At 51.9% G+C, this 14239-nt stretch carries 10 protein-coding genes; all 10 read left to right on the forward strand.

Features of this window, described 5'->3' with window-relative positions; genetic code table 11:
- Positions 1–52: 52 nt before the first annotated feature.
- The 10 genes from bcp to guaA all read left to right on the forward strand — a co-directional run bounded on the left by bcp (position 53) and on the right by guaA (position 14162).
- A complete protein-coding gene (gene bcp, locus RCO25_RS04970) occupies positions 53–538 on the forward strand; it encodes a thioredoxin-dependent thiol peroxidase (protein WP_308995030.1) in 486 nt (161 codons plus the stop codon).
- 246 nt (positions 539–784) lie between these two features.
- Positions 785–1786, forward strand: coding sequence for a methionine ABC transporter ATP-binding protein (locus tag RCO25_RS04975; protein WP_308995158.1), 1002 nt, complete (start codon positions 785–787; stop codon positions 1784–1786).
- Positions 1786–2445, forward strand: coding sequence for a methionine ABC transporter permease (locus tag RCO25_RS04980; RefSeq protein WP_374992064.1), 660 nt, complete (start codon positions 1786–1788; stop codon positions 2443–2445). Before RCO25_RS04975 ends, RCO25_RS04980 begins: the two co-directional genes overlap by 1 nt.
- Positions 2446–2500: 55 nt before the next feature.
- Complete coding sequence (locus RCO25_RS04985) at positions 2501–3337, forward strand: MetQ/NlpA family ABC transporter substrate-binding protein (RefSeq protein ID WP_308995032.1); 837 nt, start codon at positions 2501–2503, stop codon at positions 3335–3337.
- Between the two features lie 165 nt (positions 3338–3502).
- Complete coding sequence (locus RCO25_RS04990) at positions 3503–4612, forward strand: copper amine oxidase N-terminal domain-containing protein (protein ID WP_308995033.1); 1110 nt, start codon at positions 3503–3505, stop codon at positions 4610–4612.
- Between the two features lie 187 nt (positions 4613–4799).
- The gene (locus RCO25_RS04995) at positions 4800–6110 is read left to right on the forward strand and encodes a polysaccharide deacetylase family protein (protein WP_308995034.1); all 1311 of its coding nucleotides are present in this window, start codon (positions 4800–4802) and stop codon (positions 6108–6110) included.
- Between the two features lie 89 nt (positions 6111–6199).
- Entirely contained in the window at positions 6200–7219 is a 1020-nt protein-coding gene (locus tag RCO25_RS05000) for an AAA family ATPase (protein WP_308995035.1), read from the forward strand.
- Positions 7216–8706: a DUF58 domain-containing protein gene (locus RCO25_RS05005; protein ID WP_308995036.1), complete on the forward strand. Its 1491-nt coding sequence runs from the start codon at positions 7216–7218 to the stop codon at positions 8704–8706. Before RCO25_RS05000 ends, RCO25_RS05005 begins: the two co-directional genes overlap by 4 nt.
- Positions 8693–12088: a transglutaminase domain-containing protein gene (locus tag RCO25_RS05010; protein WP_308995037.1), complete on the forward strand. Its 3396-nt coding sequence runs from the start codon at positions 8693–8695 to the stop codon at positions 12086–12088. Before RCO25_RS05005 ends, RCO25_RS05010 begins: the two co-directional genes overlap by 14 nt.
- A gap of 535 nt (positions 12089–12623) precedes the next feature.
- Complete coding sequence (gene guaA / locus RCO25_RS05015) at positions 12624–14162, forward strand: glutamine-hydrolyzing GMP synthase (RefSeq protein ID WP_308995038.1); 1539 nt, start codon at positions 12624–12626, stop codon at positions 14160–14162.
- Positions 14163–14239: the final 77 nt, after the last annotated feature.

A 14239-nucleotide genomic window follows, 5' to 3' on the forward strand; every position in this document is an offset into this window, starting at 1 on the left:
GCATTCAGCTCGTATAGGACAGCAAAAAAGAGTGCTTTATGGAGGTCTAGCAATGACACAGCTTCAAGTGGGAGCTTTGGCTCCGGATTTTGTCCTGCCGGCTTCAAACGGAGAGAACGTTTCATTAAGCGATTACCGCGGGAAAAATGTCGTTCTTTATTTTTATCCTAAGGATATGACGACAGCCTGCATCCAAGAATCCTGCGACTTTCGCGATGCGAACGCGGAAATGATTAAATACAATACGGTTATTTTGGGAATCAGCATCGATACGGTAAAATCGCATCAGAATTTTATCGCCAAAAAAGAGCTGCCTTTCTTGCTGCTGGCGGATACCGAGCATACCGTATGCGAACTTTACGGTGTCTGGCAGCTAAAGAAGCTTTATGGCAGAGAGTATATGGGACTCGTTAGGTCAACCTTTTTAATCGATGCAGCGGGCAAACTGGTGCAAGAGTGGCGCAAGGTTAGAGTCAAAGGACATACGCTGCAGGTGCTTGAAGCCGTACAGCAATTACAGTCGGCTGCTCTTCGCTAATCGGCAAGCTATGCACGAACATAAAGAAGCCTATCCAGCTAACCGGCTGAATAGGCTTCTTTGCTGCTCAGGCCGTGCATGAAAGAGTAATAAATTGGGTTATGGAAACAATAGAGAAAATTCACTTAAGCCGCTTAATCACTTAATGGACGGGGTATATGAAAGAAATGGAATATTTTATCCATTGACGAGATGCTGACACATTTATACAATATGGTTTTGCTTGTTCGATAGGGGGTTATTAGACTGATCAGGCTAAACAACATCAAAAAATCGTATCGAGTAGGGGCGGTTTCGGTAGAAGCAGTCCGTGACGTTAGTTTAACGGTCCATAAGGGTGAAATATTCGGAATTATCGGCCATTCCGGTGCGGGAAAAAGCACGCTTCTGCGCTGCGTCAATTTGCTGGAGAAGCCGACGACAGGCAAGGTAACAGTAGGCGGCGTTGAGCTTACGGGCTTGTCCGAAGGGCAGCTGCAGCAGCAGCGTAGACGCATCGGGATGATTTTTCAACATTTTAACCTGCTGTCGATGTCTACGGTTAGAGATAATATTGCGTTCCCGCTTGCGCTTGCAAAGCTATCCAAGTCAGAGATTAACAAAAGGGTGGATGAGCTGCTGAAGCTCGTTCAGCTTGAGGGACATGCGGATAAATATCCCGCGCAGCTCTCCGGGGGACAGAAGCAGCGAGTCGGCATTGCCAGGGCGCTAGCGAACAATCCGGACGTATTGCTGTGCGACGAAGCGACATCGGCGCTCGATCCGCAAACAACGAATTCGATTTTGTCGCTGCTGCTCGATATTAACGCGAAGCTCGGCATTACGATCTTGCTTATTACGCATGAGATGAATGTCATTCGTTCCATTTGTGACCGCGTAGCCGTCATAGACCAAGGCGAAATCGTCGAGATCGGCGATGTGCTGCATGTCTTTCTGAAGCCGGAGCATCCGGTGACCCGCGATTTTGTTGATCAAGTAGCAGACAGCGGTGTAAACGGACAGCTACTGCGTCAGCGCACAGGGCGTCTATTGCGCATGACCTATATCGGCGATTTGACGTATGAGCCGATTCTTTATAATGCCGTGAAGCCGACATCCGTGCAATTTGCCATTTTGCAAGGAACGGTATCACGCATGAAGCAAACGCCATATGGCCAGCTTATTGTCGAGTTGATCGGCAGCGATGCAGAGATCGAGAGCGTAATTGACGTTCTGCGTAAGGACGGGCTGGAGGTGGAGGCGATATGATGAGCTTTGAAAACGTGCGCTGGCCGGAAATATGGGACGCGACGAAGGATACCCTGTATATGTTGTCCGCCTCGCTTGTATTTACGATTATTTTCGGATTAATGCTCGGCATTATCTTATTTCTAACTTCTCGCAGACAGCTGCTGCAGCAGCCGATTGTTTACGGGGTGCTTTCTTTTATTGTCAACGTGCTGCGTTCCGTTCCCTTCGTTATCCTGATGATTATGATCATGCCGATTACGAAGCTGATTACCGGAACGACGCTTGGTGTAGAGGGCTCGATTCCGCCGCTAGTCGTAGCAGCAACACCCTTCTTCGCAAGGCTGGTGGAAACGTCGCTGCGCGAGGTGGACCGCGGCGTTATCGAGGCCGCTCAAGCGATGGGCGCTTCGAATTGGGACATTGTGCGGCGCGTGCTGCTTCGTGAATCCAGCCCTAGCTTGCTTGCTGCCGTGACCATAACGGCAGTTACGCTCGTCTCATATACGGCAATGTCAGGCGTAATTGGCGGCGGCGGACTTGGCGACTTGGCCCTGCGTTACGGCTATCAACGGTTTCAAACCGATGTGATGCTGGTAACAGTGGTGCTGCTTATCGTGCTTGTCCAGGTGCTGCAGACGATTGGCGATGCGCTGGTTCGGCGTTACAGCAGGAAGTAGATATTTTTGAAAGCATTACAGCTTAGAAAGCAATGACAACATTGGAGGAATGAACATGAAGAAGACAAGCTATTTGATTTTAACGATGATGCTGATGTTTGCGCTAGCAGCATGCGGACAAGACAAGAATGCAGAGAACAACACGAATGGCACGGGTGCCGAAACGCCGTCGGAGGTTAAACTGAAGGTTGGAGCGTCTCCAGTACCGCATGCGGAGCTGCTGGAATTCGTTAAGCCTATGCTGAAGGAGCAAGGCATTGATCTGGAAATCATCGAATTCAATGACTATGTGCAGCCAAACACACAGCTATTCGAAAAACAAATCGATGCGAACTTTTTTCAACATATGCCTTATCTAGAGCAGTTTAACAAGGACAAGGGCTATGATCTTGTAAATGCAGCAGGCGTACACATTGAGCCTTTCGGCGCTTACTCGAAAAAGATTACAAAGCTTGAAGAGCTTAAGGAAGGCGCAAAAGTCGTTATACCGAACGACCCGTCGAATGGCGGCCGCGCACTTGCTTTGATGGCGGAAAATGGTCTGATCAAGCTTAAGGACGGCGTTGGCGTTAACGGAACCGTTGCAGACATTACGGAAAACGCGAAAAAGCTCGATATTACAGAAGTGGAAGCAGCTACGCTTCCGCGTGTACTCGGCGAAGTTGATCTTGCCCTAATCAATACGAACTATGCCCTTGAGGCTGATCTTGTTCCGACGGAAGACGCGCTGTTCATTGAAGGCAACGATTCTCCTTACGTAAACATTCTTGTCGCGCGTCCGGATAACAAAGATTCCGAAGCAATGCAGAAGCTTGCAGCGGCGCTTCGTTCGCCGGAAGTAAAGAAGTTTATTGAAGATACGTATAAAGGTGCGATCGTAGCCGCGTTTTAAGCGCAGCGCCCGATTATCATTTCATAAGCAGCCGAGCAGAGAAGCAATCTCTGCTCGGCTGTTTGCGTTTCAATCCTTTATGATAAGTGCGCAACTTTTCCATCCCTATAAGCGTTAGTAATCATTAGAAAACCCATTTAATAGAAGATGAGGGGATGATTGAGAGTGAAACGGAGCTTAACAATCTTCATTCTGGCCTTATTGCTTATTCTTCCGGCTGCGGCTGGTGCCGCTGCTCAGGCTAAATATTATTTTAGCTGGGAAGAAGGCGGGAGTGGGGGTGGAACAGCCCTTTTGAAAAATGGAGTCACCTTTGTTCCTTTGACGCATGTAGTGGATGACCTAAGCTGGGACTCCTCCGGCAAACGGGCGCAGTTCGACGGCTGGAACAAATCGTTTGCTGTCCGGGTAGGCAGTTTGACCGTCATGCTGGACGGGGAAATCGTGAAGCTGGAGGGAGCGCCCTTCCTGTTCGAGAAAATGCTTTACGTACCGGCTCGTTTTGTTGTGTATGCGCTGGGCGGAGGTAATCTGACATGGGATGCCCGTACCAAAACGGTAAAAGCAGACCATTTGAAAACCTTCAAGAAATATGATTTTGTCCATGAGGGATTGAAATACACGGTTGAAGGGAAAAGCGGTATTGTTAATGTTACGGACAGCAAAGGCGTTCAGCGCGAGTTTGCAAGACTGGGGACCTCCATTAAAGAGAGCTTATCTTTTACGGCTGAGAGGACACCGGGAGGATTGACGGTGTTTCGTTGGGCTGACTTCTACGGAGAGCCGCATTTGAATAATCAATTTTTTACGCTTGTCGTGAAAGACGGCAAGGTTATTCAGCAAGCAAGCGTACATTATTGGAATCGCTTAGAAACGAATGTTACGAAGCTGGGAAGCCAGCTGTTATTAATAGACGGAAAAACGCTGAGAATCATCGAGGATGGAACGGGAACATTGCTTGAAACGATCGACTTAGTGAAGCTGGGCGGTGAAGCCGATAAGTATTTCGTCGAATACTTCGCCGAGGATGTATTTCTGCTTCGTGCAAATTCGAATGGTATTTTGAACCTGGTTGACCGGGATACCGGCTCAGTTACGATTTTATATAAGGAGCTGCTGGATGCCAAGCATCAAGAGTATGTAGCGTATAATGATACGCCATACCGTGGCGATATGCTTAAATTCATTAAACGGGAAGGCGATCTTCTTTATTTCAAAAATGAATTTCCTTATGACAAGGACAATAATACCTATAGCATAAGCGTTGCGGATTAAAAAATCCAAGACCAATACAAGACTTAAGCCAAACACGGCAAGCTGCAGCTGTGTTTGGCTTTTTTTGATAGACGAGATAGTATTCCATCATTTAAGAGAAGCAGTCATTTAATAGAGAAGCGGCTCATATAATCTATCAGAATACACGAGAGTTCCTATTCATAGGTAGAGAAGGGTGGCACATCGAATGCGGCGTATGTTGAAGGTGGCAATTTGTGCGATGATCATGTGGTTTGGCTTGATAGAGCTTGGCAGCTTTACGGGTGATCAGAGCAATGCGGCAAAGGAGCGGGAGACTGTGCAGGCAAGTGAAGCCGCAACCGCAGCTCATTATGAGGCAAAGCCGCTTTTGGCAGCGCACGCGTCCAATGAAACAAAGCAGCAGTCGGGAAAAGACCAGCCGGCCAACACCGAAGTGAAACCAAGCGATTCCGAATCGGCAGAAATGGCAGAGGCGAATCAGAAAATCGTATATTTGACATTCGATGACGGTCCGAGCAAAAACACCGAGCAGGTGCTTGATATTTTGAAGCAGGAAGGCATTTCGGCGACCTTTTTTGTATTGGGGGAGCATGTGCTGGGGCAGCCGGAAATAGCCAAACGAATCATAGCGGAAGGACATGCGATCGGCAATCATACGTATGATCATAAATATGAGCGTTTATATGGGCGCTTTTCCGAGTTTGCAGAGCAGGTCATGAAAACCGATAAGGCCATATACCAAACAACAGGCGTCAGGACGATACTTTTTCGAGCGCCTGGCGGGACATACACCAACTTTGATCAGGGCTACTTCGATGCGATGGCTGCTGCAGGCTATCAGGTGCATGACTGGAATGTGGACAGCGGAGATTCGAAAAGGCAGGGCGTGCCCGCTTCTGAGATTTTGACGACGATCAAAGGCTCTAAGCTGGCGAGTAAGCTGAGCGTTTTGCTGCATGACAGCGCTGGGCACACGGAGTCGGTAAAGGCGCTGCCAGCAATTATTAAATATTACAAAAGCAAAGGTTACGCTTTTGCAAAGATAACGGATGAGGTAGCACCGATTCAATTCAAAGCAGCGGGCAAGCTGAAATGGACCAGAGCCCATGTTACAAAGACAGAAATAACGAAGCTGACCCAGTTCTCGGAGAAGCTTAGCAGGGAAAGCTCGCTGGCGCAAGCGGCGAAGAATGAGCCTGAGCTTATTGTGCACCGCGGAGAGGGCAAATTAGTATTAAAATCAGGCGAATACAGCATAACGAGCGGAGCTATCGAGGTTTCGCTGCGGAAGCTGACGGAATGGGTTGGCGGAAGCCTATTGCTTGATGTGGAAAATGGACTGATCGATGCTTATTACGATGGAAACCGAGTGTTGTCGCTGACCAGTAAAGAAATTCATACCTCACGTGAAGGCCAGGTCATTGTCCCTGTGCGGGCAGCGCTGCAAAAATTCGAAATCCAGATCACAAAATATGTTTATAACGATCAACAACGAGAAATATGGCTCTCGGAGTAACAGAAAGGCCTTCTAGCAGGTCTAAAGAGAGAGAAAGCTGGGGAAACTGAAAAATAGATAGATTTATTTTTCAGGAGGCGATTTATACGATGATTTCTCCCCAATTCTCAGAGGATGCAAAAGAAGACCGTTATAGTCATTGGCCGGAAGCTCCGCAGGTGCTGCTGCACCGATTGCTAGTAAAGGTAGAGAGCGTATTGCTAGGCAAGCAGCAGGTCATTCGTAATACGTTGACCGCGCTGCTGGCAGGCGGACATGTGCTGTTAGAGGATGTGCCTGGCGTTGGTAAAACACTGCTAGCTCAGGCATTTGCTAGAGCAGTAGGCGGCGATTTCAAAAGAATACAGTTTACATCCGATATGCTCCCGGCTGATATCGTCGGCGGAGTCGTGCTTGATACCCGCACGAGCGAGCTCGTGTATCGTCCTGGTCCCATTATGGGCAATGTGGTGCTGGCCGACGAAATTAACCGGACATCGCCGCGTACACAATCTGCGCTTCTTGAAGCGATGGAGGAAAGACGAGTCACGGTGGAAGGTAAAACCCGCAAGCTGCCGGTTCCTTTTATGCTGATTGCGACACAAAACCCGCTCAGCTTCGAGGGGACGAATACACTGCCGGAAGCACAGCTGGATCGTTTTATGATGCGGCTGACCATCGGTTATCCCGGCTCGCTGGAAGAGAAGCGGATGCTGGAGCAATACGCGGACGGCAACAGAATCGAGCCTGAACGTCTGCGCCCCGTTATCGCGACAGAGGAATGGCTGCAAATGCAGGCGGAAGCCAGGCAGACCCATATGCATCCCGCTCTGCTCGAATATATGGTGCAGGTAGCTGACGCGACCCGCCGTGCCCCGGAGGTTGTGCTTGGCTTAAGTCCGCGCGCGCTGCGCGATTGGCTGCGGGCTTCGCAGGCTAACGCCTATATGGAAGGACGCAGCTATGCGGTGCCGGATGACTTGCTGGCGACAGCGGACGCTGTGCTGCCGCATCGGCTTTCGCTTCGATTCAATGCGGCCGCAACTGGCGTTGATGCGGCTGCTGTCATTAAACGGACGATTCGCGATTGTCCTATGCCGGCTGCTGCAGGAAGCGGGAAGCGCCGATGAATGCACCGTTTCAAGATGGCGTATTGCAGAGCAGAGCACAGGAAGATGCTGTCGCTGGCAGCATCAATCCGCAAGGCGATGCTGCTTTGAATCAATCAGCGGCTGTTCAATCAAGAGCAGCAAATGCAATAAATAAAAGGGAGCCAGCAAACCATCCTGAGGAGCGGTATGCTCCGGCTTATCGAACAAGATGGCTCGCTTGGGGCATTATCAGCGCAGGCTGGATAGGAAGCTTTGCAGCCGTACTGCTGAGGGGCGGCGCTGTGGAATGGTTTATGGCCACCGTACTGACTATGATCATTGCAGTCAGCGGAATAGCGCCTGTTATGGCAGCAGCTGGTTCAAGCGCAGCGCGGGTTTTGTCTCAGGAACTGACGCGCGAGGGCGGACAGCTTGTGATCAGCTTAACGCTAAAGCGGTCCTATCTGATTCCTTTCGTTTGGATAGCGATACATGATGAAACGATAAACGAGAGCTCGGCAGCGAATCGTAAAATTAGTATACGCACGGTTTTCACCCCTGCGTTCCGCAAAGAGACGACCTACCGTTATACGCTGCATAAATTGCGGCGCGGAAGGCATCCCTTTGAACATGTATCGATTACGGTTGGAGATTGGTTAGGCCTGACGGCTATTCACAAGCGGCTGGAGTGCAAGTCGGAATTTGTTGTGCTGCCGGGACTCCCGCAGTTGGAGAATGGCACAAAAGCAGAACGTGCGGGAGGGGCAGCGATTTACGCTGTGCCTTCAGCGTTGACAGGCGAAGCGCAGGACCGCCGTGGGGCAGCGGGACGGGAAGAAATAGAAGCGGCGGTGCGGGCAGCCGGACTCGGACCGGATAGCCGTCCATACCGGGAAGGAGATTCCCTTCGACATCTGGATTGGAGAAGCGCAGCCAAAGGACGCGGTTTACAGACCAAAATTCATAATCTGGAGCAGCCTGTTCAAACGTATATTGCGGTCGATACGCTGGCTTCTGCCTATGAACGGGATGATCAGTTATTTGATGCTTGTTTAGGCTGGGCAGCGTTAGCCGTGACGAGGGCAGCATGGATGGGAAACGGTGTAACGCTTCTGCTCGGACAAGGCGGGCAAGTGATTCAATCTCCTATAGATGGCGGCACGCAGGAGGGCTTATCCAGCATGCTGCGGGCGATGGCATTGCTTCGTGCAGAAGGAAAGGGCTCTCTGACCGGAAGTTTTGTTCGTGATTCGAAGCTGCTTTCCCGCGGCTGTACCATTCTAGTATTCACGGCGGATTGGCGGGGAGGACGAAGCTGGGGCGAGCTGGCCGGATACGCAGCCGAGCAGGGCTGCAGACTGGAACTGTTTATTGTGACGCGCAGCACGGTGCCAAGCTTCGCCATGCGTGAGCAGCAGAAGTGGCTGGAAAGCGGCGGCGTCAAATTGACGTGGCTGCATGTTCCTGCAGGCATGACCGCGCTTCCTTACGCCGAGGAAGGGGGCGACGCGCATGAGTTTGCATAAAAGCGATGTGGCAGGAAGAATGGGATCGGGAAAAGGGCTGCAGGCTGATCGCAGTCCGATGCGCGGCGAAGCGCCCGAGGAATCGCTGGGCTACCGATTCATTACAAGCTTGCTGTTGTTTGGCCTGCTTGCCGAGTGGCTGTTACCTTGGGTAAACGCAGGAGAGTGGTCGGTTATTTATAATCCGCAGCCTCTGCTGCTTGTTATCGGCTTTGTATTGCTGTTTGGCTTGTTTCGTATGCCGCTCGCGGTCACGCTTCCTATGAATACGTTTTTGTGCATCTTGAGCCTTATGTGGCTTTACAAGGGCGCTGATCAGAGCAGTTTGCAATGGCTGATTGGTTTTCCGGCGATGCTGAAAGAGCATTTCGTCCTGCTTATGCAAAACGGGCTATGGGCGATGTCAGGCGAGCTGCGGACGCTGCTGTTGTTTATTGGCTGGACGATGCTTGCTCCTGCTCTCCAGGCTTTATTATGGATGCGCCAAACTGCACTTGGCATTGCATGCATCACGTTGGTTTATTTAATTACGCTGCATGTTTGGCTCGGCCTCGATGTGATGGGAGGATTAATGCGGACCGTCGCGGAAGGACTGCTGCTAGGCAGCGTGGTGTCCGTGCCGCGTGTGCAGCGCATCATTGAGACGGGTGTCGGTAAGCTTAAGCGATTGGATATGCGCTGGCTGTCAGGCTCGGCGTTTATTGTGGTGATGATCCTCGGCTGCGGCTTGCTGTTCGCGGGTGGACGCGAAGCTGCAATGACTCCCCCGAGCTGGACGGGAGCACTGAATGAACGCCTTGAACAAACGATTCAATCCCTTGGCAATCAACAAGGGTCAATTACGGTGATGGGACAAACAGGCTTTGACCAGCTTGGCGGCGCATTTACGGGCTACGGCTTCGATGACAGCCAGCTGGGGGCACCCGTACGGAAGGACAACCATGTCCTATTCACGGGGAGCTCCACGGCAAAAGCTTATTGGCGCGGTGAATCCAAGCATGTGTATGACGGCCGCGGCTGGGCGGATACCGCAGGCAGCTCCGTGCTGATGCCGGTGCAAAGCGCAGGTACGGCAGCGTCGGCTGAAGCTTCCTCGGAAGCAGGGAACGAGCTGACTGGCCCGGTTATTTGGCAAACGGTCGTCTGGTCCGAGCCAACAGCGGGAATGCCGCTCTTTTCATCGGGCTTCCATGGACATGTTACTGAGTTGATCGCGGCTGATCCTCGTCGCAAGCTCGGAAGTTACGTCTACAATGAGGTTGAAAGCGCCTTGTATGCCCAGTCGGATAAGACGAAGGTGGAAAGGTATACCGTAGAAAGCGTGCTCCCGGTAACAGACGGTGCGCAGCTGCGGGCTTTGGGCAGCGGAATGGAAGGCAGTCTTGCTGCCGGTGGAAGTACGGAAGCTTCCGGTGCCGAGAAAACCGAAGCGGAGCTGGAGCCTTACCTGCAGCTGCCTTCATCCTTGCCCAGCCGAGTGGTGGCTTTAGCCGCTGAGGTGGCAGGCGGCGGGGTAACGAGCCGTTATGATCAAGTCAAAGCCATTGAGGATTTTTTGAAAACGAGCTATACCTACACGTTAGACGGCAGTGAGCTGCCGCCGGAGGGCAGCGACTTCGTCGATAACTTTCTCTTTGAGCAGCGCCAAGGCTACTGCGTTCATTTCTCGACAGCTATGGTGGTCCTGCTTCGCTCGCAGGGCATTCCCGCTAGATGGGTAAAGGGCTTTACTGCCGGAACCCCGGTAGGGGAGAGCTTGAGCGGTGATGGGGGTTTAAGCAGTGATTCGCTGGGCGCGGATACGCTAAGCGCGGATGAGAGTGCTCGTGGGAGTGCGAGTAGGGATGCGCTGAGCGCGGATGAGAGTGCTCGTGAGAGTACGAGCGGTGATGCGCTAAGCGCGGATGAGAGTGCTCGTGGGAGTGAGAGCAGTGATGCGCTAAGTGCGGATGAGAGTGCTCGTGGGAGTGCGAGCAGTGATGCGCTGAGTGCGGATGAGAGTGCTCGTGGGAGTGCGAGTAGGGATACGCTGAGTGCGGATGAGAGTGCTCGTGGGAGTGAGAGCAGTAATGCGCTAAGCGCGGATGAGAGTGCTCGTGGGAGTGCGAACAGTGATACGCTAAGCGCGGATGAGAGTGCTCTTGGGAGTGAGAGCAGTAATGCGCTGAGTGCGGATGAGAGTGCTCGTGGGAGTGCGAGCAGTAATGCGCTAAGCGCGGATGAGAGTGCTCGTGGGAGTGCGAATAGTGATACGCTAAGCGCGGATGAGAGTGCTCGTGGGAGTGAGAGCAGTAATGCGCTAAGCGCGGATGAGAGTGCTCGTGGGAGTGAGAGCAGTGATGCGCTAAGTGCGGATGAGAGTGCTCGTGGGAGTGCGAGCAGTGATGCGCTGAGTGCGGATGAAAGTGCTCGTGAGAGTGCGGGCATAGATGCGCTAAGCGCGGGGAAAACGGATAATTCTTCAAATGAGGGTAGCGCGAAGCTTGTGAATTATGAGGTGAGGGGCTCTGATGCGCATGCCTGGGTTGAGGTTTATTTCCCAGGCGCAGGCTGGGTGCCCTTTGATCCGACGCCGGGAATCAGCGGCGTTTTGAACGTTGCGTCCGCCGGTTCTGCTGGCGGAGCGCTTGCTGCTCCCGCGATGGGTGCAGCGGGAGCGGCTTTGGCGAGCGGCGTCGGCAGCGATGCTTTTGGGCTTAGCGAGGCAAGCATAGCGGGCCTCGCAGCATGGGCCGAGGCGGCGGCTGAGCAAGCCGCCTCAACGCTTGCGCGAGGGGCAGACGCCCTCGTGCAAGCGGCGCAGAGCGCCGCCAAGAGCGCGGCGGCGGCATCGCCCGCCGCTGCAGCTGCCGCAGGCGCGGCCGCGCTGGTGCTTGCGGCAGCGGCCATTGCTGCGGCGCAGCGCCAGCGGCTTCGCCTTTCGCTGGCACTGCGCCGTTATGGCGCGGCTTACGCCGGCGTCGCGAAGCTCGCCGGCGCAGCCGCGCCCTACCCGTCACATGAACCTGTGACGGACAGCAGAGCCGCGGCGGGGCTTGCGCCGCGGTATGCAAAAGCGCCGCGCGGCGCCGAAGGGCGGGTTCGCGCGAGCTTTATAGCCGTCGCCGACACGCTGGCTCCGCTGCTGCATCGCCGTTTCGGCGTACACGCGGAGGCGCTGACGCCGCGTGAATATGCGAGCGCCGCCGAGCCAATGCTGGCGGCGGAGCAGCAGGATGCGCTCCGTCAGCTGACTAGCTGGATGGAGGAAGCGCATTTCGCTGCTCCAGGACCTTGGCCAGGTGCGCCGACGCCGGCTGCGCTGCGTACCGTTTTGCGCGTACTGGATAAGCAGCCTGTTCACAAAACAAAGCGGTCCTCTGAAGTCAAGGCTTCTAACTAAAATACTATGGAATGTACGCGTTGCATACGCTAAGCCTGGCATCGGCTGCGCTGGCAAAGAGGATCAAATTGTTCAAACCTATTTATGAACATTCAATATCATAATTAACAGGAAATACTCCTGCTAATTTCACCTAAATACATGTTTCATCGCATTTAGCTGGAAATTCTCCATCTAATTTAATCAAATAGATTCGATCGTCGATCGATTGGATATATTAACGTGAGAAATTCCAGTTAATTTGCCAAGAACGTCTATTGAGAAAAAATTAGATGGAGTTTTTCCTGTTATTTGCTGTTGCTAATGCTGTTGCTAATGCTGTTGCTGTTGCTAATGTAGTTGCTTAGCTGTTTTGATTGCTGATTGACCATCGATTCATATCGCCTTGAGCTAATCATCCACCGCAAAAACCGACCACATTTCCCCAAGCAAATACGCCTTAACCGCTTCTCCTACGAATTGTCACGTTGATTCGCCTTGACTCGCTCAAACCGCCTTATATATAATTACTACATAATTTGAGGGAGGCTCGGTAATGACTAAGCAAAATGAAATCATCGTTGTTCTCGATTTTGGAGGCCAATACAATCAGCTGATTGCACGCCGTATCCGCGATTTAGGCGTATACAGCGAGCTATTGCCTTATAACACGTCGGTAGAACGGATCCGTGAATTGCAGCCGAAGGGTATTGTATTCTCGGGAGGACCGGCTAGCGTTTATGAAGAAAATTCACCAATGGTGGATCCTGCGATTTATGATTTGAACATTCCGATCTTCGGAATTTGCTACGGTATGCAGCTTATGTCGCATCAGCTTGAAGGCAAAGTTGAGCGTGCGGGCAAACGCGAGTACGGCAAAGCAGAGGTTGAGTTTGTAGAAGGTTCACAAATCGGCTTTGGTCTCGATAAAGTTCAAACGGTTTGGATGAGCCACGGCGATCACGTTGTCGAACTGCCTGCCGGCTTTGCAGTTGACGCAAGCACGGAGCATGCTCCTGTTGCGGCAATGAGCAATAAAGAGCGTCAATTTTATGCGGTTCAATTCCATCCGGAGGTTCGCCACTCTGAGTTTGGTAACGAGATGATCCGTAATTTCCTATACAACGTTTGTGATTGCGACGGCACATGGACGATGGAATCGTTCATTGAAGATGCGATCCGTGATATCCGTAACGAGGTTGGCGACAAAAAGGTTCTATGCGCGCTTTCCGGCGGCGTAGATTCTTCTGTTGTAGCGATCCTGCTTCACAAAGCGATCGGCGATCAGCTTACTTGTATGTTTATCGACCACGGCATGCTCCGCAAGGGCGAAGCTGAAGGCGTTATGGAAACCTTCGTTGGCAAATTCGACATGAAGGTGCTTAAGATCGATGCGCAGGAGCGTTTCCTCAGCAAACTGAAGGGCGTAGAGGATCCGGAGCAAAAACGTAAAATTATCGGCAACGAGTTCATCTACGTGTTCCAAGAAGAGTCGGATAAATTGGATGACTTTGAATTTTTGGCGCAAGGCACGCTTTACACAGATATCGTGGAGAGCGGTACGGCTACAGCGCAAACGATCAAATCTCACCATAACGTTGGCGGCTTGCCTGAAGATATTAAGTTCAAGCTCATTGAACCGCTTAAAGCTTTGTTCAAGGATGAAGTACGTAAAGTCGGGGAAGAGTGCGGCTTGCCGGAAGCTATCGTTTGGCGTCAGCCGTTCCCAGGTCCGGGTCTTGCGATTCGTGTCCTTGGCGAAGTAACGGAGGACAAGCTTCTGATTGTCCGTGAATCTGATGCGATTTTGCGTGACGAGATTGCAAAAGCAGGTCTAGACCGTGAAATTTGGCAATACTTCACCGCGCTTCCTAACATGAAGAGCGTAGGGGTTATGGGCGATGCCCGTACGTATTCCTATACCGTAGGTATCCGCGCGGTTACGTCCATCGACGGTATGACAGCTGACTGGGCTCGTATTCCGTGGGACGTTCTGGAGAAAATTTCCGTACGTATCGTTAACGAGGTCGACAACGTCAACCGTATCGTGTACGACGTAACATCGAAACCGCCTGCTACAATCGAGTGGGAATAGGCTGGAAATAATTAATGTCGTCAATCGCTCGGAATCCTTGATTTATAAGGGTTTACAGCGTTGACGGCATTGATAAT

The organism is Paenibacillus sp. LHD-38 (assembly GCF_031157315.1).
Classification (GTDB): Bacteria; Bacillota; Bacilli; order Paenibacillales; family Paenibacillaceae; genus Pristimantibacillus.

What these genes read in the sequence shown, in the direction of transcription:
- RCO25_RS05010 (WP_308995037.1), top strand. Translation starts at nt 8,693, where the DNA reads ATGAGTTTGCATAAAAGCGATGTGGCAGGAAGAATGGGATCGGGAAAA.
- RCO25_RS05005 (WP_308995036.1), top strand. Translation starts at nt 7,216, where the DNA reads ATGAATGCACCGTTTCAAGATGGCGTATTGCAGAGCAGAGCACAGGAA.
- guaA (WP_308995038.1), top strand. Translation starts at nt 12,624, where the DNA reads ATGACTAAGCAAAATGAAATCATCGTTGTTCTCGATTTTGGAGGCCAA.
- RCO25_RS04985 (WP_308995032.1), top strand. Translation starts at nt 2,501, where the DNA reads ATGAAGAAGACAAGCTATTTGATTTTAACGATGATGCTGATGTTTGCG.
- RCO25_RS05000 (WP_308995035.1), top strand. Translation starts at nt 6,200, where the DNA reads ATGATTTCTCCCCAATTCTCAGAGGATGCAAAAGAAGACCGTTATAGT.
- RCO25_RS04980 (WP_374992064.1), top strand. Translation starts at nt 1,786, where the DNA reads ATGAGCTTTGAAAACGTGCGCTGGCCGGAAATATGGGACGCGACGAAG.
- RCO25_RS04995 (WP_308995034.1), top strand. Translation starts at nt 4,800, where the DNA reads ATGCGGCGTATGTTGAAGGTGGCAATTTGTGCGATGATCATGTGGTTT.
- bcp (WP_308995030.1), top strand. Translation starts at nt 53, where the DNA reads ATGACACAGCTTCAAGTGGGAGCTTTGGCTCCGGATTTTGTCCTGCCG.